General features: G+C 47.0%; 24 protein-coding genes. 22 read left to right on the forward strand and 2 right to left on the reverse strand.

Annotation, left to right across the window (positions count from 1 at the left end; all coding sequences use genetic code 11):
• The first annotated feature begins 13 nt into the window (after positions 1-13).
• The 11 genes from F941_RS02620 (at position 14) to der (ending at position 10,238) form a co-directional block, all read left to right on the forward strand.
• Positions 14-565 (forward strand): phosphatase PAP2 family protein, encoded by a 552-nt coding sequence (locus F941_RS02620; RefSeq protein WP_005007471.1) that lies wholly within the window; start codon positions 14-16, stop codon positions 563-565.
• Between the two features lie 87 nt (positions 566-652).
• The gene (iscX, locus tag F941_RS02625; protein WP_005007475.1) at positions 653-853 is read left to right on the forward strand and encodes a Fe-S cluster assembly protein IscX; all 201 of its coding nucleotides are present in this window, start codon (positions 653-655) and stop codon (positions 851-853) included.
• Between the two features lie 110 nt (positions 854-963).
• The gene (gene ndk, locus F941_RS02630) at positions 964-1,395 is read left to right on the forward strand and encodes a nucleoside-diphosphate kinase (protein WP_004647460.1); all 432 of its coding nucleotides are present in this window, start codon (positions 964-966) and stop codon (positions 1,393-1,395) included.
• Between the two features lie 123 nt (positions 1,396-1,518).
• Complete coding sequence (gene rlmN / locus F941_RS02635; protein WP_005007476.1) at positions 1,519-2,754, forward strand: dual-specificity RNA methyltransferase RlmN; 1,236 nt, start codon at positions 1,519-1,521, stop codon at positions 2,752-2,754.
• 45 nt (positions 2,755-2,799) lie between these two features.
• Positions 2,800-3,576: a type IV pilus biogenesis/stability protein PilW gene (gene pilW, locus F941_RS02640; protein ID WP_018572782.1), complete on the forward strand. Its 777-nt coding sequence runs from the start codon at positions 2,800-2,802 to the stop codon at positions 3,574-3,576.
• Positions 3,567-4,355: a helix-turn-helix domain-containing protein gene (locus F941_RS02645; protein WP_005007480.1), complete on the forward strand. Its 789-nt coding sequence runs from the start codon at positions 3,567-3,569 to the stop codon at positions 4,353-4,355. The genes pilW and F941_RS02645 overlap by 10 nt, the downstream gene beginning before the upstream one ends.
• 22 nt (positions 4,356-4,377) lie before the next feature.
• Positions 4,378-5,493, forward strand: a complete 1,116-nt coding sequence (gene ispG / locus F941_RS02650) for a flavodoxin-dependent (E)-4-hydroxy-3-methylbut-2-enyl-diphosphate synthase (RefSeq protein WP_005007482.1) — start codon at positions 4,378-4,380, stop codon at positions 5,491-5,493.
• Entirely contained in the window at positions 5,490-6,785 is a 1,296-nt protein-coding gene (gene hisS, locus F941_RS02655; RefSeq protein WP_005007484.1) for a histidine--tRNA ligase, read from the forward strand. Before ispG ends, hisS begins: the two co-directional genes overlap by 4 nt.
• 30 nt (positions 6,786-6,815) lie before the next feature.
• Positions 6,816-7,514 (forward strand): YfgM family protein, encoded by a 699-nt coding sequence (locus F941_RS02660; protein WP_005007485.1) that lies wholly within the window; start codon positions 6,816-6,818, stop codon positions 7,512-7,514.
• A complete protein-coding gene (bamB, locus tag F941_RS02665; RefSeq protein ID WP_005007487.1) occupies positions 7,511-8,659 on the forward strand; it encodes an outer membrane protein assembly factor BamB in 1,149 nt (382 codons plus the stop codon). The genes F941_RS02660 and bamB overlap by 4 nt, the downstream gene beginning before the upstream one ends.
• A gap of 169 nt (positions 8,660-8,828) precedes the next feature.
• Entirely contained in the window at positions 8,829-10,238 is a 1,410-nt protein-coding gene (gene der, locus F941_RS02670; protein ID WP_005007489.1) for a ribosome biogenesis GTPase Der, read from the forward strand.
• Positions 10,239-10,296: 58 nt separating this feature from the next.
• Here der and F941_RS02675 read toward each other — a convergent pair whose 3' ends face one another.
• On the reverse strand, positions 10,297-11,085 hold the full coding sequence (locus tag F941_RS02675) for an SDR family oxidoreductase (RefSeq protein ID WP_005007491.1): 789 nt from the start codon (positions 11,083-11,085) through the stop codon (positions 10,297-10,299).
• A 112-nt stretch (positions 11,086-11,197) separates the two neighbouring features.
• On the opposite strand from F941_RS02675, the gene mazG reads away from it, so the two are divergent.
• The 9 genes from mazG (at position 11,198) to yjgA (ending at position 17,880) form a co-directional block, all read left to right on the forward strand.
• Positions 11,198-11,992 carry a nucleoside triphosphate pyrophosphohydrolase gene (gene mazG, locus F941_RS02680; RefSeq protein WP_005007495.1) on the forward strand — a complete coding sequence of 265 codons (795 nt, stop codon included), beginning with the start codon at positions 11,198-11,200 and terminating at the stop codon, positions 11,990-11,992.
• Positions 11,970-12,404 carry a ComEA family DNA-binding protein gene (locus F941_RS02685; protein WP_005007498.1) on the forward strand — a complete coding sequence of 145 codons (435 nt, stop codon included), beginning with the start codon at positions 11,970-11,972 and terminating at the stop codon, positions 12,402-12,404. The genes mazG and F941_RS02685 overlap by 23 nt, the downstream gene beginning before the upstream one ends.
• Positions 12,405-12,549: 145 nt before the next feature.
• Positions 12,550-14,013: a polynucleotide adenylyltransferase PcnB gene (gene pcnB, locus F941_RS02690; RefSeq protein WP_005007508.1), complete on the forward strand. Its 1,464-nt coding sequence runs from the start codon at positions 12,550-12,552 to the stop codon at positions 14,011-14,013.
• Entirely contained in the window at positions 14,010-14,498 is a 489-nt protein-coding gene (gene folK, locus F941_RS02695; RefSeq protein WP_005007509.1) for a 2-amino-4-hydroxy-6-hydroxymethyldihydropteridine diphosphokinase, read from the forward strand. The genes pcnB and folK overlap by 4 nt, the downstream gene beginning before the upstream one ends.
• Positions 14,499-14,541: 43 nt before the next feature.
• Positions 14,542-15,351, forward strand: a complete 810-nt coding sequence (panB, locus tag F941_RS02700) for a 3-methyl-2-oxobutanoate hydroxymethyltransferase (RefSeq protein ID WP_005007510.1) — start codon at positions 14,542-14,544, stop codon at positions 15,349-15,351.
• Positions 15,352-15,354: 3 nt separating this feature from the next.
• On the forward strand, positions 15,355-16,203 hold the full coding sequence (gene panC / locus F941_RS02705; protein WP_005007511.1) for a pantoate--beta-alanine ligase: 849 nt from the start codon (positions 15,355-15,357) through the stop codon (positions 16,201-16,203).
• Positions 16,204-16,226: 23 nt separating this feature from the next.
• Positions 16,227-17,078: an RNase adapter RapZ gene (rapZ, locus tag F941_RS02710; RefSeq protein WP_005007515.1), complete on the forward strand. Its 852-nt coding sequence runs from the start codon at positions 16,227-16,229 to the stop codon at positions 17,076-17,078.
• Positions 17,075-17,344: an HPr family phosphocarrier protein gene (locus F941_RS02715; RefSeq protein ID WP_005007517.1), complete on the forward strand. Its 270-nt coding sequence runs from the start codon at positions 17,075-17,077 to the stop codon at positions 17,342-17,344. The genes rapZ and F941_RS02715 overlap by 4 nt, the downstream gene beginning before the upstream one ends.
• Positions 17,345-17,346: 2 nt before the next feature.
• On the forward strand, positions 17,347-17,880 hold the full coding sequence (gene yjgA, locus F941_RS02720; RefSeq protein WP_005007519.1) for a ribosome biogenesis factor YjgA: 534 nt from the start codon (positions 17,347-17,349) through the stop codon (positions 17,878-17,880).
• A gap of 96 nt (positions 17,881-17,976) precedes the next feature.
• Here yjgA and F941_RS02725 read toward each other — a convergent pair whose 3' ends face one another.
• A complete protein-coding gene (locus F941_RS02725) occupies positions 17,977-19,620 on the reverse strand; it encodes an acyl-CoA synthetase (protein WP_005007521.1) in 1,644 nt (547 codons plus the stop codon).
• Positions 19,621-20,381: 761 nt separating this feature from the next.
• Between F941_RS02725 and thrS the strand changes: the two genes are divergently transcribed.
• The gene (thrS, locus tag F941_RS02730) at positions 20,382-22,304 is read left to right on the forward strand and encodes a threonine--tRNA ligase (RefSeq protein WP_005007523.1); all 1,923 of its coding nucleotides are present in this window, start codon (positions 20,382-20,384) and stop codon (positions 22,302-22,304) included.
• A gap of 5 nt (positions 22,305-22,309) precedes the next feature.
• Positions 22,310-22,861: a translation initiation factor IF-3 gene (infC, locus tag F941_RS02735; protein ID WP_081400540.1), complete on the forward strand. Its 552-nt coding sequence runs from the start codon at positions 22,310-22,312 to the stop codon at positions 22,859-22,861.
• Positions 22,862-23,039 lie beyond the last annotated feature (178 nt).

Below are 23,039 nucleotides of genomic sequence, written 5' to 3' on the forward strand. Positions count from 1 at the left end.
CGAGGAGAGAATAGTGAAACTTAAAAATGCAAAAATAAGAATGCTTGATCTCGATTTAAAAGGCTGTATTTATCTCAACACATTTTCCCGTTCAGAACGGGTGGCGCAATTTTTTAAAATCATCAGCCGTCTGGGTGATGGCATGTTCTGGTATGTCATGCTGGCTGCCGTGTGGATCCTGCAAGGGCTGATGTATGGGCTGCAAATGCTGTATTTAATGCTAGGCGGTTCAGTCGGAACCAGTATTTATAAACTGTTAAAAAAGAAAACTGTGCGTCCGCGGCCTTATCAAGTGCATCAGGTGATTCGTTTGGGTGAGCGTCCGCTGGATCATTTCAGCTTTCCTTCCGGCCATACGCTGCATGCGGTGATGACGACGACAGTTTTAGGCTATGTGCAGCCGATTCTGCTGGTTTTAATGCTGCCTTTCACGGTACTGGTGGCGCTGTCCCGCATGGTGCTGGGGCTGCATTATCCAAGCGATGTCGCGGTTGGTGCTATGATTGGCGGAGCGGTTGCCAGCGGCATCGTTCTCAGCGCGCCGCTGTGCAATATTGCGCTATAAAAAATGGCATGAATACACTTTGAAGATGGTGCAGTTTTCGAAAATTTTGTTAAAGTACGGCATCATTTAAAGATGTTAGGAAGACCCATGGGTTTACGCTGGACAGATACCATTGACATCGCGATTGAGCTTTATGAAGCGCATCCGGATGTAGATCCGCAATGGATCCGCTTTACAGATCTGCATGCCTGGGTGTGCGCTTTGCCTGATTTTTCAGACAACCCGGATAAATCAACAGAAGGTTTGCTGGAAGCGATTCAAATGGCTTGGATTGATGAAGCCAGCTAGGGGCTCATCGAAAAAAGCAATTTTTTTACATTTGAAAAGCAGAAAATAGCGCATTATTGGGTATAATGCGCCAAATTTTCCTGTCAACATTATGACTTAAGGAGCCTATCATGGCTATCGAACGTACTTTATCTATCGTTAAACCAGACGCAGTTGCTAAAAACCACATCGGCGACATTTTTGCTCGTTTCGAAAAAGCGGGTCTTCAAATCGTTGCAACTAAAATGAAACACTTGACTCAAGCTGAAGCTGAAGGCTTCTACGCTGAGCACAAAGAACGCGGTTTCTTTGCTGACTTAGTTGCATTCATGACTTCTGGTCCAGTTGTTGTTTCAGTCCTTGAAGGCGAAAACGCAGTTCTTGCTCACCGTGACATCCTTGGCGCAACTAACCCTAAAGAAGCTGCTCCAGGCACAATCCGCGCTGACTTCGCTGTAAGCATCGACGAAAACGCTGCTCACGGTTCTGACTCTGTAGCATCTGCTGACCGTGAAGTTAACTACTTCTTCGCTCAAACTGAGATTGCTCCGCGTACTCGTTAATTCGAAGTATTCAAGCCAGATAAGTGTTATCATGCTTATCTGGTTTTTTTATTTCCTGAATAAAACTTTGCTCGTTTATTGAGCTTCTCCTTTCATCTTTAGACATGGTTTAGGTAATTACACATGAGTACTGAAGTAGTCTCTGTCTCTGCGGTTTCGGCTGAACAGCAGCAATCTCCATCCGCTCCTGCGCAGCAAACAGCTGTGGAGAAAGTGAATTTACTCGGCATGTCGCGTCCGCAAATGGAAAAATTCTTCGAAGACATGGGTGAGAAGAAATTCCGTGCAGGACAGGTGATGAAATGGATTCATCAGTTCTTTGTGACTGATTTTGCTGAAATGACCAATATTTCGGGCAAGTTGCGTGAAAAATTAGAAAAAATTTGTGAAATTAAAGCGCCGGAAGTGGTACATAAAAACTATTCTAAAGACGGCACCCGCAAATGGGTGTTCCGTGTCGGCGATGGCGAAGGTTCATTGGTTGAGACTGTGCTGATTCCAGCTGAGCATCGCAGCGGCTTGCGCCGTACCTTATGCATTTCTTCACAAGTGGGCTGTGCGCTGGACTGTTCATTCTGTTCGACGGGCAAGCAAGGTTTTCAGCGTGATTTGAGCCAAGCGGAAATTATTGGCCAGCTGTGGATGGCCAACTATTCTTATATGGAAGATGTGCCTGTACTTGAGCGTGAACGTTCGGTAACCAATGTGGTGATGATGGGCATGGGTGAGCCGCTGCTGAACTATGATGCCGTGCTGAACTCTATGCGTACCATGCTGGATGACTTTGCTTATGGCATGTCGAAGCGCCGTGTAACGCTGTCAACTTCAGGTGTCGTACCGAAGATTGATCAGATGGTGAAAGATATTGATGTTGCACTGGCTATCTCACTGCATGCGCCGAACGATGAATTACGTAATGAACTCGTGCCAATCAATAAAAAGTATCCATTGGAGCAGCTGATTGCTGCATGTCAGCGCTATATCGCTAAAGACGGCAATGAAAGTTCACGCAAACACGTCACCATTGAATATGTGATGCTGGATGGCGTCAATGACTATCCTGAACATGCACAGCAAATGATTAAGCTACTGAAAAACCTGCCAAGCAAAATTAATTTAATTCCATTTAATCCATTTCCGCATGCGCCATATGGCCGCTCGAGCCGTAACCGGATTATTTCTTTCCAAAAAACTTTGTCTGATGCCGGTTTTGTGTGTACGATTCGTCAGACACGCGGCGATGATATTGATGCTGCGTGCGGACAGCTTGTGGGGCAAGTTGCAGACCGTACCCGCCGTGCAGAACAGTGGAAGAAAAAAGTGGCGCAGCAAAATGAGATTCTGCGTTCGCAAGGATAATAAAGAGGCCGTCAATTGAGAACCTTAACGTATAAATTTGCTTTGATGACATCTTTCTGCCTGTCGGCGGCAGTGCTGACTGCGTGTCAGACACCGGATTCGCTGGGAAAAAAAGATCCGGAAAAAGCAGCCAAGGTGCGTACTCAATTGGCTGTAGAGTATATTAAATCTGGAGATTTGGACGCTGCTAAGCGTGCTCTGGATCAATCCTTGGAAACGAATCCGCGGGATGCGCAAGCCAATATGATGATGGGCGTTTTATTGCAGCAGGAAGGCAGTAAGCTGAATCTGGAGAAAGCCGATGGTTATTTCCGGCGCGCCATTTCTCTGGAGCCAAAAAATGCGCAAGCGCGTAACAACTATGGTACGTATTTATATCAAGTTGGGCGCTATAATGAGGCGCTCGAGCAGTTGGTCATTGCTGGCGCCACATTAGGCTATGATCAGCGCTCCAGATCGCTTGAAAACGCAGGCCGAATTTACTTGAAACTGGACGATGTTGCGAATGCTGAAAAAACATTCAAAAAGGCTTTGCAAGCCAATCGTGATTCTTATGTTTCAATGCTAGAGTTGGCAGAAATTTTTTATTTGAACCAGCAAACCGCTGCCGCAACGCAAATGTATGAACAGTTCGTACGTGCCGTGGGGCAGCAGAACCAAAGCGCTCGCGCGCTTTGGCTTGGTATGCGCATCGCACGTGCGAATGGGGACAAAATGGGGATGCAGGTGCTGGTAAACCAGCTTCGCGCGCTTTACCCGGAAAGCCCTGAATACCAGCGTTATTTGCAATTACAGTACAGTACTGAGGCCGTATGGAAGTAAATCCTAATTCACCGCAATCGAATCCTTCGAGCGCAGCTCCCAATGCGTTAGGAAATGTTCAGCGTCCAGGTGAGTACTTGCGCCAAATCCGCATGACTCAAAAGCTTGAGCTGGATGATGCGGCGAAGGAATTGAATATTCCTGTAAAAACCCTAACAGCGCTGGAGCAGGACGAATATAAAACTCTGCCGGAAGCAACGTTCATTAAGGGCTATTACCGTATTTATGCTAAATACTTAAAAGTGGACGCAACCAGTATTATTCAGCGTTTTGATGATATTTACGCTAACGATACCGGCATGCTGCCGAACCATGCATTAAATAACTCCCCAATCCGGATTATGGGCAAGCTGCCGGGTTCAAACCGTGACCGCAACCGCAAGTGGATGAAGCGCGGCCTGATCGCAGTGGCGGTGATTGCCGTGCTGGCTGTTTTGGTGTCTGTTGTTCAGAACATGTCGGGCAGTAAAGATGCGGCAGTGGCTGATGCGCAAGCGCAGCCTGAAGTGCAGGTCATGAGTGCTGGCGGCGCTGCGTCTGCTTCAGGGGATCAATTGAGTTTGAACTTCAGCCGTCCAACATCGGTGAATATTGTCGATTCCACAGGTAAAGTTCTTGCCACTGGCCGCCAGTCATCTGCACTGAGCCTGAATGGTGAGGCGCCATTCCAAATCCGTCTGGATGATGCGGAAGCTGTGTCATTAAGTTTAAATAATGAAAGTATTTCATTGTCGCCATATACCGTAAACGGCAAAGCTGACTTCCGTTTATCTCGTTAATGGCTAGGGGTAGAGTGAAATAATGATTGTAAATCCAATTCAACGCCGTCCAACTCGAAAAATCCGTGTCGGTTCTGTCTATGTGGGCGGAGATGCCCCGATCAGCATTCAAAGCATGACCAATACAGAAACCTGCGATGTTGATGCGACCGTGGCGCAAATTCAGCGCTGCGCGGATGTCGGTGCCGATATAATGCGTGTTTCTGTACCGAGTATGGAAGCGGCTGAAGCTTTTGGCGAGATTCGCAAACGTGTCACTGTACCGTTAGTTGCAGACATTCACTTCGACTATAAAATTGCGCTGCGTGTCGCTGATTTAGGCGCAGATTGCCTGCGCATCAACCCCGGCAATATTGGTTCAGAAGCGAAAATCCGCGAAGTGGTGGCGGCTGCCCGCCATAATGATATTTCTATGCGGATTGGCGTGAATGCGGGTTCTTTAGAAAAAGATATTCAGAAAAAATATGGCGAGCCGACAGGGCAGGCATTGCTGGAATCCGCCATGCGCCATATTGATATTCTGGACCGCTTAGATTTTCAGGAATTTAAAATTTCAGTCAAAGCATCGAATGTCTTTTTAACCATGGATGCCTACCGCTTGCTGTCGGCGCAAATTGACAATCCATTGCATCTGGGTGTGACTGAGGCTGGTGTTTACCGTACAGGCTCCGTGAAGTCTGCCATCGCTTTAGGCGGCCTGCTGATGGAAGGCATAGGCGATACCATGCGCATCTCGCTTGCGGCCGAGCCGGAAGAAGAAGTCAAAATCGGTTTTGATATTTTAAAATCACTGGGACTGCGTTCAAACGGCATTAACTTTATTGCCTGTCCAAGCTGCTCACGCCAGGAATTTAATGTCATTAAAGTGATGCAGGCCTTGGAAGAGCGTTTGGAAGATGTGCGCACGCCCATGAATGTCTCAGTGATTGGCTGCAAAGTGAATGGCCCGGGCGAAGCCAAAGAAGCCGATATTGGCGTGGTAGGTGCAAGTCCGCGTTCACTGGTGTATCGTAATGGCGAGAAAAGTCATTTAATTGACACAAATCAGTTGGTTGATGAAATCGAAACGATGGTTCGTCAACGAGTTAAGGCGCTTGAAGAAGCAAAATCTAAAGAAATTATACGCAGTAAATCATGAGTTCAATTGTCGCAATTAAAGGTTTTAACGATATCCTCCCTACGCAAACACCTGCGTGGAGACGTCTCGAGCAGCATTTAGCATCTTTAATGGATGCTTACGGCTATCAGCAAATCCGTCTGCCGATTGTTGAACAGACCAATCTGTTTAAACGCTCTATCGGTGATGCAACGGATATCGTTGAAAAAGAAATGTATACCTTCTTAGATAAAGGCAACCCGCCTGAGTCTTTGACTTTGCGCCCAGAAGGCACAGCAGGCTGTGTACGCGCTATGCTGGAACATAATCTGCTTCGCGGCGCTGCGCCGCGTGTCTGGTATGTGGGGCCGATGTTCCGCTATGAAAAGCCGCAGAAGGGCCGTTACCGCCAGTTCCATCAGTTTGGTGTGGAAACCTTTGGCGTGTCTACACCAGATCAGGATGCAGAACTGATTTTGATGACAGCGCGCTTATGGAAACGCATGGGCGTAGCGGATAAAGTGCAGCTGGAACTGAATACTTTAGGTGAGTCTGATGAGCGCGCAGCTTACCGTGCAGCTTTGGTTGAATTCTTAGAATCACACAAAGCTGATTTAGATGAAGATTCACAGCGCCGTTTGACTACAAACCCATTGCGTATTTTGGATTCAAAAGATGCCAAAACACAGCAAATTTTAGAAAGTGCGCCAAAACTGCATGATTTTATGGGTGAAGATACCATGAATCACTTTGCGCAATTGCAGCAGTATTTGATGGATGCTGGCGTAAAATTTGTGATTAATCAAAAATTGGTTCGCGGTTTAGATTATTACAACAAAACAGTCTTTGAATGGACGACCACTTTATTGGGTTCGCAAGGCACTGTTTGTGCAGGCGGACGCTATGACGGTTTGGTCGGCCAGCTCAAAGGAAAGGCGGATCAAACTGTCCCTGCTGTTGGTTTTGCGATGGGCATGGAGCGTTTACTGCTGCTTCTTGAGCAAGTGGAAGACCATACGCCAGTGTGTGACTGTGAAATCTTCTTGGTGTCTGATCCGGCTACGCAAGGCAAAGCGCTGGTATTGGCAGAGCAGATCCGTGACCAGTTTGAAAATGCAAACAGCGCCATCCGCCTCAAAGTCGGTTCACAGGGGTCAATGAAGTCGCAAATGAAAAAAGCGGATCAGGCGGGCGCGTTGTTTGCGGTCATCTTTGGTGAGCGTGAACAGGAAGCACAGCAGGTTCTAGTTAAGGAATTGGCCACTGCAGAACAGGCTGAAGTTGCGGTAGGCGGTTTTGTGCCGTTTATCATTGAAAAACTTTCTTCAAAATAAGTCAGAAAACATAAGGAAAAGGATCGACAGATGAACGCATTAAGTGATGATGAACAACTTGATAATTTAAAATCTTTCTCTAAAAAATATGGTTCGGCCATTATTAGCGGGATTTTAATTGCGTTGATTGCCTTTTTCGGATGGGAATATTGGCAGAAGAAAACTTTGGCTGAGTCACAGACGGCGACGGCTAAAGTGCAGCAGTTGATGGACAGCGCTAAATCAGCGCAGGGCGATGCATTTTCGCAGCTGTCCACATCTGCGGACAGCATCATGAAAGAAGCGCCAGATTCTCCTCAAGCGATTCAGGCGCAACTGGTCATGGCTAAATTGGCTTATGATAAAGCTGATTACGCCAGCGCTGAAAAAGCCTTGAAGAAAGTTGAAAATGTCAAAGCCGGTGATGACGGCTTGATCCAAATTGTAAAACTGCGCTTGGCTTATGCGCAGCTGGCGCAAAAGAAATATGATGAAGCGCTGAAAACATTAGAAGCAGTAACAGATCCTGCATTTAAAGCGACGGCTGATGAAGCGCGCGGTGATGTGTATGTTGCCAAAAATGATATTGAAAATGCAAAAAAAGTATATCAAAGTGCATGGGATGCATTGATTGAACGTAAAGAAGAACGTCAAATTTTACAAATTAAACTCGAAAGTGTAGGCGTTTTAGTCGATGATCCTGAAATCGAACGCCCGATTTTAGAGACCCAAGTGGAAGAAACTGAATGAATAGACAATACAAAATTGCGTGTGCACTGACAGTTTTAACGCTTGCGCTTGCAGGCTGTGCAAATAAAGGCGTGAAAGTCGAAGAGGCAAAGCCGAGTCCGCTGCCGAAACTTGAACAGGCGAAAACACTGGTTCCTGTATTTTCTCAAAATGTGGCTTCGACGGATGAAGCTGATCCATTGCGCATGCGTTTAGACGTGGATCATGGCGTTATTTTTGTTATTAATCCAAACGGTGAAGTTGAAGCTTTCCAAGGCAAGCAGCGCCTTTGGCAAAAGAAAATTTCAAAACAGGGCTTAAGCTCAGGTGTGGAAGCGAAAGACGGCTTAGTGGTTGTCGGCAGCCCAAAAGGTCAATTGTTCGCTTTAGATCAGGCAACAGGTGAAACTAAATGGACAGCGCAGCTGTCTGGCGCTATTCTTGCGCCATCACTGATTCATGCTGGCCGTGTTATTACTGTGGCGAATGACGGAACTGTGTTTGCGCATGAAGTGGAAACCGGCAAACAGGCGTGGACCTATAATCTGCCGAATGTACAGTTCAGCTTGCGCGGCCAGGCAGCGCCTGTTGCTTTAGATGCGCGCAATGTGCTGATTGCTTCTGCAAATGCTTATATTTATGCCATTGATGCCATTAGCGGCACGCCTAAGATGCAGCGCCGTGTTGCTGTTTCAGAAGGCCGTTCAGACATTCAGCGCTTGATTGATATTGACGGTGAGCCAGCTGTAGCCGGCCAGTTTGTTGTCACCACCAGCTATCAGGGGCAAGTGACGGTACTGGACCTGGCTTCACAGCAGGTTGTATGGAGTGAGGATGCCAGCAGCATTCAGCGCCCGGAAGTGAAAGGCAATGGGGTGTTTGTTGCGCAAACTGATGGTAAGATTACAGCTTATGAAATTACCACCGGCAACAAGCTGTGGGAAAATGACCAGCTGCTGAACCGTCAGCTGAGCAACCCAGTGATGCTGGGCAATGATTTGGTGGTTGGTGATTTGGATGGCGTACTGCATCTAATTGACCCAAGCACCGGTGCAATCATCGGCCGTTCTAAAACCAGCGGTGAAGTGCGTACGCTGCGTGTCATTGATAATCAGCTTTATGTGTCAACACGTAAAGGTGCAATGAGTGTTTGGCAGAATCGTTAATTTTTGCAGCTTATGTTAAAATAAGTGCAACCGAATTTTTTGAACGCGGGGGATTGAACAGTCAATGCCCCGTGTTTTTATTTAGGCATTTGTCCTAATCCTTATTCTTCCAATACTTTCTGATGTTCAGACCAGACCAAACTGGCTGATCTTGAATAAAGGTTAATCTATGAAACCCGTAATTGCGCTCATTGGTCGTCCGAACGTCGGAAAATCAACGTTGTTTAACCAGATCACCAAGAGCCGGGATGCGCTCGTTGCTGACTTTGCCGGTCTGACACGTGACCGTAAATATGGCGATGCGACTTACCAAAATAAATCCTTCATTGTGGTTGATACTGGCGGTATCGGCGAAACAGAAGGCGGTATTGATTCGTACATGGCCGAGCAGTCCAAAACAGCCATCCATGAAGCAGACATGATTATGTTTGTTGTGGATGCCCGTGCCGGATTGCTGGCATCTGATGAACAGATTGCCCGTGACTTGCGCACACTTGGCAAAAAAGTCTTTCTGGTTGCCAACAAAGTGGATGGCGTGCATGCGGAAGCGGCATTGGTTGAATTTTACAAGCTTGGCATGGGCGAACCGTTGCAAGTCGCAGCCAGCCATGGCCGCGGTGTACAGCAAATGCTGGAAGAAGTGCTTGCTTCTGTGCCGGAAGATGAAAATCCTGAACTGCATGACCGGGATACCGGTCTGCGTTTGGCGATTATCGGCCGTCCAAATGTGGGCAAATCGACCTTAGTTAACCGCTTGCTTGGCGAAGAGCGCGTGGTTGCATTTGACCAGCCCGGCACTACCCGTGACTCTGTATATATTCCATTCGAGCGGGATGGGCGTAAATACACGCTGATTGATACCGCTGGCGTGCGCCGTAAAGGCAAAGTAGATGAAATGATTGAGAAATTCTCAATTGTGAAAACACTGCAAGCCATGAAAGATGCGCATGTGGTTGTGGTTGTGGTTGATGCCCGTGACGGGATTGTTGAGCAGGATCTGCATTTGATTGGCTATGCGCTGGAAGCCGGCCGCGCGATGGTGATTGCAGTCAATAAATGGGACAACATGACCGAGTATGACCGCAAGCAATGCAAGCTGGATGTGGAACGCCGCTTTGATTTTATTCCATGGGCAAAAATTCATTTGATTTCTGCATTGCATGGCACTGGGGTTGGCGATCTTTATCCATCAATCCACCGCGCTTATGACTCTTCGCATTTGAAAGTTTCGCCTGCAAAAATTACCCAAATTTTAAGCGATGCGACAGAAGCGCATCAGCCTCCGATGGTGGGTGGCCGCCGCATTAAAATGCGCTATGCGCATATTGGCGGGCAAAATCCGCCAACAATTGTAGTGCACGGCAACAAGGTGGATAAAACCCCTGCGGATTACCGCCGTTATTTAGAAAACGTGTTCCGTAAAGTGTACAAGCTTGAAGGCACGCCGGTCCGTATTGAATTTAAGACCTCTGAAAACCCATTTGAAGGCCGTAAATCGCAAATGGATGAACGCACAGCTGCGCGTAAGCGCCGTTATGTTCAGAAATTTAAAAAGGCTGAGAAGAAATTTAAACGCTAATCTTATGCAGCGTTGATAAAAAACCGCCATATGGCGGTTTTTTATTTGGTGGATTGAACTATTTTTCTAAAGCCGATTGTTTTTGAGCAATCCATAAATTGCTTAAGCGGTTTACAAACTGAGGGCTGATTTTAGATAAATTAAACAGAACCTTTGTTTTGAAACCCACGGCGCGATGCGTTGGGGTGAAGGCATGGGCTTTAAGTGTGGCCAAACTCAAAATTTGCTCGGCGACATCATCAGGCGTCAAATGAACCCCCATTTTACGAATGCTTTCTGCATCCATATCTTTCACCATCGCGGTCTGCACAAACAGCGGCATAACATCCAGCACCCGTATGCCGTATTTTTGCCATTCAATATCCAGGCTTTCTGTTAGGCCGCGTACTGCAAATTTACTGGCGGAATACGTGGCCAAGTCGGCCTGGCCATAAATGGCAGAAGCGGAAGATAAGTTAATCACCCGTGCAAACGCCGCTTTTTGCAAATAAGGCAAAGACGCATAGCAGCCGTTTATCACCCCTTTTACATTAATATCAATAGTGCGGTGATGCGAAGCGATATCGGTATGCTCAAAAGCGCCTGAATAGAGAATGCCGGCATTATTCACCAACACATTCAGCTCACCGGCCCATTGTGTAAATTCTGTCAGGGCTTTTTGCCAGTGTTCAATGTTGGCAACATCCAGTAGCCCTGCTTTGGCATTCTCGCCCAGCTGTTGCGCCAGTTTCTGCGTTTGCACTGCATTAATGTCGTAAATGCCGACTTTATAGCCCTGCTGGTAAAATAATTTGGCTGCCGCAGCGCCAATGCCTTGGCCTGCGCCGCTAATCAAGATGCTCGGCATGTTATTCTTCTCCCTGTCTTTTTCTTCCTTATATTGATTTTGAGCATACCAAATTATTGGGGTGAAAAAGATGCAATCGAGCAGAAATCTAAATTAAATAAAGAGGCAGATTATGGAACAGCTGTTGAGCATCATGCGTGAATTACGTGAAAAATGTCCTTGGGATCAGCAGCAGACGCCTGAATCTTTAACGCGTTATGCCATAGAAGAAGCCTATGAAATCGAAGCAGCTGTGCGTGGCGGCAAAGCGGACGATGTGCGTGATGAGCTGGGGGATTTGCTGCTGCAGGTGGTGTTTCAGTCGCAAATGTACAGCGAGCAGGGCGCATTTGATTTTCAGGATGTGGTACAGGCCATTTGCGATAAATTGGTTCGCCGGCACCCCCATGTGTTTCAAGCCGAACAGTTTTCGCAATTAAGCGCTGATGATGTGGCTGTGTTGTGGCAGGACATTAAGCGCAAAGAAAAAGCGGGTAAAGTTCAGTCACGCTTAGATCAGATTAAGCATGGCCCTGCCTTGCAGCAGGCAGAAGAAATTCAAAAAAATGCCGCTAAAATTGGCTTTGATTTTGCCAAACTTGAAGATGCCTATAGCAAATTAGAAGAGGAGCTTGCTGAATTTAAACAGGCGCTTGAAAATCAGAATTCCGACGAAATTAGGGAAGAGTTTGGTGATTGCTTATTTTCTCTGGTGAATATTGGCCGTAAACTCAGCATCTCGAGTGAAATGGCGTTATTGGGCACTGTCCATAAATTCCGCACCCGTTTTGCCTACATTGAAACGCAGGCAGCATTGCAGAATAAAAATATAGAAGACCTGTCATTGGCTGAGATGGATCAGCTTTGGGAGCAGGCGAAACAACAATTTAAACAACAGGCTTTATATGAAAAACCGCAACTTGAATAAATTTCAGCTTTTTATCCTGCTGATCCTGCTCGTCACTATCAGCATTGCTTGGGCGAGCGCAGCGGCGCCGTCAAATGCAGCATATCAGCAATGGAAATCGGACCAGCAAACACAGGACAGCCAGCTTAAAAGTGCATCAGTCAGCCATTCTTCAGCGCCCGTATCGAAAAACTATTATTTATCCAAGCCTGCGCTCAGTGCGGCATCTAACAGCGCGAGTCAAAAAATCAGGCTGAATTCGGCCAGCGTCGAGCAATTTCAGCAGCTCAGCGGCATTGGTCAAAAGAAAGCAGAAGCCATTGTGGATTACCGCAATAAAAATGGAAAATTTAAAAGTATTGAGGAAATTCAGGAGGTCAAAGGCATTGGCCCGGCTATTTTCAGCAAAAATAAAGAGCGCCTTGCCTTGTAAAACAGCGCGGGAAGATGAAAAAAGTGCAAAAGGCAGCTGAGTTAGGCAATGTGTATCGGGAGAATCAAATTGCCCTTTGATTGTGTTAGAGATATGATTAGCGACATCTTAAGATATTACGTTCAGACGTAGGAGACAGCGTCTTTTGCAAACTTTGCGCGCGTCAAAATGCGGTTTATCAACTGCACAATTACCTTCTTCCATATTGGATGTGATTGATGCCTTAACTAAGGCAGGCTATGAAGCTTATATCGTCGGCGGCGGTGTACGCGACTTAATGTTGGGGCTAAATCCGAAGGATTATGATGCTGTCACCAATGCTACTCCATCTCAGGTGAAAGAAGTTTTCGGACGTCGCTGCCGCATCATCGGCCGCCGTTTTGAGCTTGCTCATGTCTATTCTGGCCGTGAACTGATTGAAGTGGCAACCTTCCGTGCGCCGCCTAAAAAAGAAGTGACTTCCGCTGCCGGCATGATTTTGCGGGACAACAACTGGGGCACCATCGAGCAGGATTTTGCCCGCCGTGATTTTTCGATCAATGCTTTGTATTACCAGCCGCGTAAAAATGAAGTGCTGGATTTCTGCAATGCGGTTGACGACATCAAGCACAAAACCTTGCGTTTGCTGGGCGATCCGCTGCAGCGTTTTGAGGAAGATCCTGTGCGCATGCTGCGGACGCTGCGCTTTGCGGCTAAGCTGAATTTCAGCATTGATGAAAAAATTCTGGATATTTTTACCCCAGAAATTACTCAATTGCTGCGTGATGTGTCTCCGCACCGTTTATATGATGAATCGCAAAAACTGTTCACCATGGGGCATTTAAACCGGGTGATGCCGATGCTGATTGATTTTGGCATTTGGCGCCAGCTGTTTGCGGAAATTAAACCGGAAATTACGCCGTTTATTGAACGGGCTGCCAAAAATACCGATCAGCGGATTTCGATTGGTAAAACCATCAATCCCGCATTTTTCTATGCGGTGCTGCTGTGGAAGCCTTTCCTTGAACGCTGTGACTTCTACTTAAGCAAAGGCGTTGTTGCTGCAGAAGCCCGCGCGCAAGCGGGTTTAGATGTGTTGAAGCGTCAAGCGACACGCACGATCATTCCGCGTTTTGCCGAAACATTTATCCGTGAAGTCTGGGAAATGCAAACCCGTTTGCTGAACCCTAAGCCGCAGCAAATTGAAGCTTTGTCCAGCCATGCGCGTTTCCGCGCCGGCTTTGACTTTTTATTGCTGCGTGAAAAATCTGGTGATAACAATACGCAGGGCATGGGGATTTGGTGGGAAAACTATCAAACCTTGTCTGTGGATGAGCGCGAGCGTGCGATAGCGGATTATAACCGTCAGCGCGCTAAGAGCCGCCGCAAAGTGTCCCGGGCGCCTGCAGAAGAAATCAAAACTGCATCTATTCAGCAGGCTGAGATTGAGCCTTTGGTCAATGAGCCTGAGCCGCGCAGCCGCCGCGCCAGAAAAGCCAAATCAGCCTCAGATTCACGCCGCCAGCCAGCTGCAGAGGTTGCGGAAGGCATTAGCGCAGATCACCCGATCTTAAAGCGTAAGCGTGTACAGCGTGATTTAAGCCAAGTGGTTTTTGGGCCGACTCAATGAGCATAGTGACTTATATTGGCTTAGGCAGCAATTTAGGTGATTCATTGCAAATTATGGCTGAAGCCGTCCATAAGCTGGCCGCCTTAGGCGCTGTGAAAACCTCTAAACTGTATCAAAGCCCGCCGATGGGGCCGCAGGATCAGCCGAATTACTTAAATGCCGTGGTGCAGCTGACAACTGATTTAGCTCCATTGGCCCTGCTTGATGAGCTGCAGCGCTTCGAACAGGAGTCTGGGCGTGTACGCCTTCGCCATTGGGGAGAGCGCACACTGGATTTAGATTTGCTGATTTATGGACAGGAGCAGATTCAAAATGAACGCCTGACTGTGCCGCATGCAGGCGTCATGGAGCGTGATTTTGTTTTGATCCCACTGTTGGACTTGGATGCAGGATTGCAGCTGAAAGGACAATTATTAAAAGATTTGCCGATTTTAGAGCACCCGGCGCTAGATGTGCTGGATGCTGGAAATTGGGCAAAGATTTAAATGTTTAATGGCCCTGAGATAGGGCCATCAGAGGAACCTCTAGATGATTAGTCTAAGTGACTTAAGAAAATTTAAAGCGGAAGGCCGCAAATTCTCCTGCCTGACTTGCTATGATGCAAGCATGGCGAAAGCCATGGAAGTCGCTGAGATTGATACCATTTTGGTTGGCGATTCTTTAGGCATGACCATTCAAGGCTGTGATTCGACACTGCCTGTGAATGTCAGCGATATGGCATATCATACTGCCGCAGTGCGCCGCGGCAACTCGCATGCGTTCATTTTAACGGATTTGCCGTTTATGAGTTATGCCACCCTGAATGATGCATTGAGCAGCTCTAAAACCATCATGCAGGCGGGCGCGCATATGGTGAAGCTGGAAGGCGGGGAATGGCTGGCTGAAACTGTGCAGGTGCTGACCCGGAATGGCATTCCTGTCTGTGTGCATTTAGGCTTAACACCGCAGTCAGTGCATGTCTTTGGCGGCTATAAAGTGCAGGCGCGCACCCGGGCCGCAGCCGATCAGCTGATTGCAGACTGTAAAGCGGTCGTTGATGCCGGAGCTGCCGTACTGCTGCTGGAATGTGTTCCAGCGCAGGTTGGCAAAGAGATCAGCAATTTGTTCCCGAATACGCCGGTGATCGGCATCGGCGCTGGAGCAGAAACGGATGGCCAAGTGCTGGTGGTGCAGGACATGCTGGGGCTGAACTTTAGCCATGTGGCTAAATTTGTCCGCAATTTTATGAAAGAACAGGCGGGTGAGACTGCAATTTTAGATGCTTTTAAAGCCTATCACGCCGCAGTGCAGGATGGATCATTTCCTGCCGTAGAACACACTTTTCAAATTGAGCTCTGAGATATGAAAACTGAAACAACGATTCAAGGTTTAGCTGCGTCATTGAATCCAGCGCGCGCAGCCCGGAAAATTATTGGTTTTGTTCCAACGATGGGCAATTTGCATGAAGGCCACTTAAACCTCGTGCGTGAAGCGCGCAAGCTTTGCGATATTGTTGTGGTCAGCATTTTTGTCAATCCAATTCAATTTGGCCCAAACGAAGATTTTGATAATTATCCGAGGACTTTAGAGCAGGATCAGCGGTTATTGGCAGACGTTGGCTGTGACATTGTATTTGCGCCAACCGTTGAACAAATGTATGGCAGCAAACCGCGCTTGACCAATATTTCAGTCAGCGATATCACGAATGATTTATGCGGTTTGCAGCGCCCCGGCCATTTTGACGGCGTTGCTGTGGTGGTGACCAAACTGTTTAATATTGTGCAGCCGAACTATGCCTTCTTTGGCCAAAAAGATTATCAGCAGCTGGCGGTCATCCGGCAGTTTGTCCGTGATTTGAATATTCCGCTGGAAGTGATTGGCGTGCCGATCACCCGAGCGGAAGACGGTTTGGCGCTCAGTTCGCGCAATGGCTATTTAAGCGCGGAAAACCGCGCCGCTGCGCCGGCGATCTATAAAACTTTGAAGGCTGCGGAACAGGCGCTGCTGTCTGGGGATGCGTTGCCTAAAGTGTTAGAAGATATGAAATCGGCATTGACAGGCGCAGGTTTTGTTGTGGACTATGTAGAAGCCCGCACCACAGAACTTCAAAAAATTGAACAATTTAATGAAGATCTTGTGCTGTTTGTGGCAGCAAAATTAGGTGCAACCCGCCTCATCGACAACCTGCAGGTAAAATATACTGCGTCTTAGCGCTATAAAAGGGCAGTCATGCAATGAAACGCATTTTAATTGTTACAGGTCAATCTGGTTCTGGAAAAAGCTCTGCATTGCAGGTGCTTGAAGATCTTGGCTATTACTGTATAGATAATTTGCCTTTGGCGCTGCTGCCGGAAATTGTGGAAAAGCTGGACAAGGAAAATAACCTTGAACAGCTGGCCTTAGGGGTGGATGTACGCAGCACGCGGGCTGACCTGCAGGAGTTTGATCAGGTCTTCCATGAGCTGCAGCGCCATGGTTCAGTCGATATTATTTACCTAACCACGCGGGATCAGGAGCTGATTTCACGTTTCAGCGCTTCGCGCCGCCCGCATCCATTATCCAGCCGCTTTAAAAGCCTGAATGAATGCATACAGGAAGAAAAATCGCTGCTGCTGCCGATTCAGCTGCGCTCGACCGTGCATATTGATACCACCGATAAAAGCGTGCATGATTTAAAGCATGTCCTGCTGACGAAGCTGGGGCAGGCCGACAATCTGATTTTAATTTTGCAGTCTTTCGGCTTTAAGCATGGCATACCGCTGGATGCAGATTACGTCTTTGATGTGCGCCATCTGCCGAACCCGCATTGGGATTTAGAATTAAGAAAATATTCAGGCCTGGATGAGCCTGTACAGAAATTTTTAGAACAGAGTCCGCAAACTGAAGAAATGTTTCAGGACATTTATCACTTTTTGGACAAATGGCTGCCGGCATTTTCGGAGGGTCACCGCCATTATATGACGGTCTCCATTGGATGCACGGGCGGCCAGCATCGTTCTGTTTATATTGTGGATAGACTAAAAAAAGCCCTTGAGGCAAAATGGTCTATTCAGGTCTTACATAGAGAAATGAAGCACTGGTCATGATAGACACAACTGTTGACGTAATTAATAAACTAGGTTTACATGCGCGTGCGTCTGGCAAACTGATTGAAGTCACCACCAAATTCAGCTCATCGATTCAGATCGGCAAAGGTGATAAATTGGTAGATGCAAAAAATATTATGTCCCTGCTTATGCTTGGTGCAGGCAAGGGCACAACTTTACGGATAGTGATTGACGGCGCAGATGAAGAAAAAGCTTTATCTGAGGTTCAGGCACTGTTCGCAGCGAAATTTTACGAGGCAGATTAATCGTGGCAAGTCGATCGAAGAGCTTAACTGATGAAGATTTTGATTCTTTAGAAGGACGTGCAAGTAAAACCGAACAGAAAAAGGCTGTTCAGCGTATGGCTGCTTTGGGTTCACAGCTGGCTGAGCTAAGCGCGAAACAAATTAAAAATTTGCCTGTTGAAGAGCGTTTAATTGAAGCGCTGCTTGATGTGCAGCAGATTAGCTCACATGAAGCGCGCCGCCGTCAATTTTTACGTATTGGTAAACTGTTGCGTAATGAAAATGAAACGGTCATTTTGTCATATTTAACCCCAAAACAAGGGCTGAAAAAAACAGCACAGCTGCAGCGCTGGGTCGAGCGCATTATTAAAGATGGCGACCCTGCGATTAATGAATTTACCAAAACCTATAATGCGACTGAACGCCATACTTTGCGTCAGCATTATCTCCGTGTGCACCGTGATCTTAAAAATCAAGCGCCAGAAGAAGCGGTGAAGGCATCTAAGTTGAATATGTTTAACTATTTACAGCAAGTGGCATTGATTTCAGATAATTGATTGCTTATAGCAAGACAATAAAAAAACGGCTTCTAAGAGCCGTTTTTTTATTGTCTTGCCTTTGTTTTTTGCGCAAGTGCCGGAGCAGAGGGCAGTTTAGCTAAACTCGCCTGTTGCGCGCTCTTTGGCCCAGTCGCGCAAAATGAATTTCTGCAGTTTGCCCGTCGATGTTTTGGGAATTTCAGTAATGATGACATCTTTGGGGACTTTAAAACGGGCTAAATGCTGTTTGCAGAATTCAATGATTTCTTCCGGTGTCGCCTCTTTGCCAGCCTTCAGCTCGATAAAGGCGCATGGCACTTCCTGCCAGCGCGGATCGGGCTTAGCCACCACTGCTGCGGTTAATACTGCAGGATGCTGATACAGCACTTCTTCAACTTCAAGGGACGAAATATTTTCACCGCCGGAAATAATCACATCTTTAGAGCGGTCAGTAATTTTGGCATAGCCGTCCGGCTGGCAAACAGCCAAATCGCCTGTATGGAACCAGCCGCCGGCAAAGGCTTCTGCAGTGGCCTCTGGGTTTTTCAGATAGCCTTTCATGACAATATTGCCGCGGAACATAATTTCCCCCATGGTTTTGCCGTCATGCGGTACAGGCAGCATGGTTTCAGGATCAATGACCTTCATGCCGTCCTGCAGCGGATATGGCACGCCTTGGCGTGAATGCAGCTGTGCCTGCTCTTGGATAGACAGGTCAGACCAGCCTGCCTGCGAAGCGCACAGCGCAGAAGGGCCATAGGTTTCCGTTAAGCCGTAGACATGAGTCACATTAATGCCAATGTTGCGCATGCCTTCAATAATCGCGGCTGGAGGCGCGGCGCCTGCCACCATCACTTCTACGCGGTGGTCAATTTTGACTTTTTTCTCTTCAGGCGTATTGATCAGCATCGACAATACAATCGGCGCGCCGCAGAAGTAATCCACTTTGTGTTCGGCAATCAGTTTATAAATCAGTTCAGGATCGACTTTGCGCAGGCAGATATTGGTGCCGCCATTGGCTGCCATGGTCCATGCAAAGCACCAGCCGTTGCAATGAAACAGCGGCAGCGTCCATAGATACGTTGCACGCGGCGTCATGCCGCAGGCAATGATGTTGCTTGCGGCATTAATGTAGGCGCCGCGGTGATGATAGACCACGCCTTTCGGGTTGCCTGTCGTGCCCGATGTGTAGTTTAGGCTGATGGCATCCCATTCATCTTGAGGCAGGTGCCATTCAAAATGCGGATTGCCGTCTGCCAGCCAGGTTTCATATTCGATTTTGCCGATTGGCGCAGGACTGCTGTCTTGGTATTCGGCGTCATCGACATCGATGACAAAAATATCCTGCTTGACTGAAGCCAGCGCCTCTTGAGCAACGGCTGCAAATTCAGGGTCGACCAATAAGACTTTGGTTTCCGCATGTTCGAGCATAAATGCAATCGTTTTTGCATCTAAGCGCGTATTGATGGTGTTCAGTACAGCGCCCGCCATGGGCACGGCAAAGTGCGCTTCAATCATGGCTGGCGTATTCGGCAAAAGCACCGATACCGTATCATTTTTACCAATGCCCAGCTGCTGCAGCTGATGCGCAAATTGACAGCAGCGCTGATAGGTTTCCCGCCAGCTGATATGACGCGAACCATGGATAATGGCATCTTGGTGCGGATAAATATAAGCCGCGCGCTCTAAATAGCGCAGCGGCGATAAGGCAACAAAATTGGCCGGTGTCCGTGGCAATTCATCATATGCACTAACCATCTCAGAAACTCCCTGTCTGTATTGCTTTTTGTCATTTTCTCAACAATATGCAGTCTCGGGCTAACTTGCATTAATGCTTTAGTCGAGTATTTGCACTAAATTTGTAACATACTGAAAATATTGAAATTTAAAAAGTTACAAATATTGAATGTGAACCCTGCAGTTCTAAAATTTGATTTTCGGATATAAATAAATTAGATCGAAAAAACGGCTTTTCAGACAACTGAAAGAGGCTGTTTTTCCAACCTCATGATAAGCGCTGATGCGGCACCCGCAGCGATTTGAATATTTTTCACATGCTTTGTACGGTGAATAGGTGAAGCAGCATTGTCTTAAAAGAACGACGTTATTAAAACGGGATAGACAATCTATAACTTAAGGTGATCTAAAAATGATATTGAGCGCTGATAGCGAGCTGCTGTGTCAGGAGCTGGCAGCTTGGGATTTTTCAAGCAGTTCATTGAAGATAACCGCCTTGCTGCTGGGAAAGTGTTTGCCATGCTAAGCGCCAACCAATAAGGCAATGAAATTATTCTTGGCGAATTTTTACCAAATTATGGCTTATTTTGTGCAAATAGCCGTCAACTTTACGCTCGGCATCTTTTTTCAGCCAAAAAGGTTTATCCATCCAGCTAAGCAGTGTAAAATTCTAAGCGATTTTTATTTTTATCCACCGTTTTTATCTTTTGAGGGTTTCCCTCGATCATAATCTCGCGGTGATATGCTCTATTGTACGGGGCATCACTCCTTAAGGATTTTTTATGCCAATTATCACTTTGCCAAATGGCGATCAAAAAGAATTTGATCACGCCGTATCTGTGATGGAAGTTGCTCAAAGCATCGGTCCTGGTCTTGCAAAAAATACAGTTGCTGGTCGTGTAAACGGTCAATTGGTTGACGCATCTGACTTAATTACAGCAGACGCAACCCTGCAAATTATTACGCCTAAAGACGATGATGGTGTTCACATCATTCGCCACTCTTGCGCTCATCTTGTAGGTCATGCAGTTAAGCAATTGTTCCCACAAGCAAAAATGGTAATTGGTCCAGTCATCGAAGATGGCTTCTATTACGACATCTTCAGTGAAAAACCATTTACACCAGAAGATATGGCGGCTATCGAAGAGCGCATGAAAAAGCTCATCGATCAAGATTATGACGTCATCAAAAAAATGACACCGCGTGATGAAGTGATTAAAGAATTCACTGCACGTGGCGAAGACTATAAATTACGTCTGATTGAAGACATGCCTGACGAAACAGAAATGGGCTTGTACTACCATCAAGACTACTTGGATATGTGCCGCGGTCCGCACGTACCCAATACTAAATTCTTAAAAGCATTCAAACTGACTAAAATGTCAGGCGCTTACTGGCGCGGTGATGCGAAAAACGAACAGCTGCAGCGTATTTACGGTACAGCGTGGGCCGACAAAAAACAGCTTGCTGCATACATCAAACGTATTGAAGAAGCTGAAAAACGCGACCACCGCAGAATTGGTAAAGCGCTTGATTTGTTCCATATGCAGGAAGAAGCGCCGGGCATGGTGTTCTGGCATCCAAATGGCTGGACCATTTACCAAGTGCTTGAACAGTACATGCGTAAAGTGCAGCAGGACAATGGATACCTTGAAATCCGCACACCGCAAGTGGTCGATTTCACCCTTTGGGAAAAATCAGGCCATGCTGCCAACTATGCCGATGGCATGTTCACAACGCATTCAGAAAGCCGCAACTATGCAATCAAGCCGATGAACTGTCCTTGTCACGTGCAAGTGTTCAACCAAGGCTTGAAATCATACCGCGACTTGCCAATCCGTTTGGCGGAATTCGGCTCATGCCACCGTAACGAACCATCAGGTTCACTGCATGGCATTATGCGTGTCCGCGGCTTTACTCAGGATGATGCGCATATCTTCTGTACTAAAGAGCAAATTGGCACTGAAGTTGCAGATTTCATCAAACTGACTTTAGATGTTTATAAAGATTTCGGCTTTGAAGAAGTGCAGATGAAATTGTCGACACGTCCAGAAAAGCGTGTAGGTGATGACAAGCTTTGGGATATGGCGGAAAAATCTTTAGCAGACGCTTTGGATGCAGCGGGCTTGGAGTGGGAGCTGCAGCCGGGTGAAGGCGCGTTCTACGGTCCGAAAATTGAATTCTCTTTGAAAGACTGCTTAGGCCGTGTATGGCAATGTGGTACAATCCAGTGCGACTTCAATTTGCCAGAACGTCTAGACGCATCTTATGTGACTGAAGACAATGACCGCGATCAGCCTGTAATGCTTCATCGCGCAATACTTGGCAGCTTTGAGCGTTTTATTGGTATACTAATTGAACACTATGCGGGTTTCATGCCGCCTTGGCTGTCTCCTGTTCAAGCATGTGTGATGAATATTACCGATTCGCAGGCGGAAGCATGCGAGTCAGTGGTCGCTAAACTTAAAGAAAGCGGTATCCGCGCGATTTCAGACTTGAGAAATGAGAAAATCGGCTTTAAGATTCGTGAACGCACATTAGAGCGTATTCCTTACTTACTGGTACTTGGAGACCGTGAAGTAGAGGAAGGTACTGTGAATGTCCGTACCCGCTCTGGAAAAAATTTGGGTACTATGTCAATCGATGCTTTCGTTGACTTGGTAAAAGCAGCCGTTGCCGAACGCGGCCGGTACATTGTGGAGTAACAGCGATTAAACAGCCTGACCGTAATCAACAGGGCGGTAACAAATCAAACCGTCCTGCCTTGAATGATGAAATTCGTGCAAAAGAAGTCCGTCTTGTAGACGAAAATGGCGAGCAAAAAGGCATCGTAAGCTTGGCTGATGCCTTACGTGCAGCAGAAAGCGTAGAGCTTGATCTTGTAGAGATCGTAGCAAACGCTGAGCCGCCAGTTTGTAAGATTATGGACTTCAACAAGCATTTGTTTGATCTGAAGCAAAAGCAGAAAGAAGCGAAGAAAAAACAGCATCAAGTACAGGTGAAGGAAATCAAGCTGCGCCCTGGTACTGATGTCGGTGATTACAACGTAAAACTCCGCGCCATCATCAAGTTCCTTGAAGAAGGCAACAAAGTTAAAATCACGCTTCGTTTCCGCGGCCGTGAGATGGCTCACCAGCAGTTAGGTTTGGCTCAATTGCAAAAAATTGAAGCGGACGTGGCTGAATACGGTGTTGTTGAACAGACACCGAAAATGGAAGGCCGTCAAATGGGGATGCTGCTTGGACCTAAAAAGAAAAAGTAAGCGCCTATAGACGTAAAAAAGCACTGCATCCGCAGTGCTTTTTTTATGTCTGCTGTGTTAAAAGCCCTTCATCATCAAAGGGCTTTTAACTGTGGCCTGATTTTGCGGCATCTTCAGCTTTTAGCAACTTCTGGCCAATTGGAATTTGGCGAGGCATTTTTTCTTCTGGGACAATCCG

This window comes from Acinetobacter bouvetii DSM 14964 = CIP 107468, assembly GCF_000368865.1.
In the GTDB taxonomy this organism is placed as follows: domain Bacteria; phylum Pseudomonadota; class Gammaproteobacteria; order Pseudomonadales; family Moraxellaceae; genus Acinetobacter; species Acinetobacter bouvetii.

Excerpts from the sequence above, each read along its gene's own strand:
- F941_RS02645 (WP_005007480.1), top strand. The coding sequence starts at position 3,567 with ATGGAAGTAAATCCTAATTCACCGCAATCGAATCCTTCGAGCGCAGCT.
- rlmN (WP_005007476.1), top strand. The coding sequence starts at position 1,519 with ATGAGTACTGAAGTAGTCTCTGTCTCTGCGGTTTCGGCTGAACAGCAG.
- der (WP_005007489.1), top strand. The coding sequence starts at position 8,829 with ATGAAACCCGTAATTGCGCTCATTGGTCGTCCGAACGTCGGAAAATCA.
- hisS (WP_005007484.1), top strand. The coding sequence starts at position 5,490 with ATGAGTTCAATTGTCGCAATTAAAGGTTTTAACGATATCCTCCCTACG.
- F941_RS02725 (WP_005007521.1), bottom strand. The coding sequence starts at position 19,620 with ATGGTTAGTGCATATGATGAATTGCCACGGACACCGGCCAATTTTGTT.
- panC (WP_005007511.1), top strand. The coding sequence starts at position 15,355 with ATGAAAACTGAAACAACGATTCAAGGTTTAGCTGCGTCATTGAATCCA.
- folK (WP_005007509.1), top strand. The coding sequence starts at position 14,010 with ATGAGCATAGTGACTTATATTGGCTTAGGCAGCAATTTAGGTGATTCA.
- F941_RS02685 (WP_005007498.1), top strand. The coding sequence starts at position 11,970 with ATGAAAAACCGCAACTTGAATAAATTTCAGCTTTTTATCCTGCTGATC.
- F941_RS02660 (WP_005007485.1), top strand. The coding sequence starts at position 6,816 with ATGAACGCATTAAGTGATGATGAACAACTTGATAATTTAAAATCTTTC.
- thrS (WP_005007523.1), top strand. The coding sequence starts at position 20,382 with ATGCCAATTATCACTTTGCCAAATGGCGATCAAAAAGAATTTGATCAC.
- pilW (WP_018572782.1), top strand. The coding sequence starts at position 2,800 with ATGACATCTTTCTGCCTGTCGGCGGCAGTGCTGACTGCGTGTCAGACA.
- iscX (WP_005007475.1), top strand. The coding sequence starts at position 653 with ATGGGTTTACGCTGGACAGATACCATTGACATCGCGATTGAGCTTTAT.
- rapZ (WP_005007515.1), top strand. The coding sequence starts at position 16,227 with ATGAAACGCATTTTAATTGTTACAGGTCAATCTGGTTCTGGAAAAAGC.
- F941_RS02715 (WP_005007517.1), top strand. The coding sequence starts at position 17,075 with ATGATAGACACAACTGTTGACGTAATTAATAAACTAGGTTTACATGCG.
- ndk (WP_004647460.1), top strand. The coding sequence starts at position 964 with ATGGCTATCGAACGTACTTTATCTATCGTTAAACCAGACGCAGTTGCT.
- ispG (WP_005007482.1), top strand. The coding sequence starts at position 4,378 with ATGATTGTAAATCCAATTCAACGCCGTCCAACTCGAAAAATCCGTGTC.
- bamB (WP_005007487.1), top strand. The coding sequence starts at position 7,511 with ATGAATAGACAATACAAAATTGCGTGTGCACTGACAGTTTTAACGCTT.
- mazG (WP_005007495.1), top strand. The coding sequence starts at position 11,198 with ATGGAACAGCTGTTGAGCATCATGCGTGAATTACGTGAAAAATGTCCT.
- F941_RS02675 (WP_005007491.1), bottom strand. The coding sequence starts at position 11,085 with ATGCCGAGCATCTTGATTAGCGGCGCAGGCCAAGGCATTGGCGCTGCG.
- panB (WP_005007510.1), top strand. The coding sequence starts at position 14,542 with ATGATTAGTCTAAGTGACTTAAGAAAATTTAAAGCGGAAGGCCGCAAA.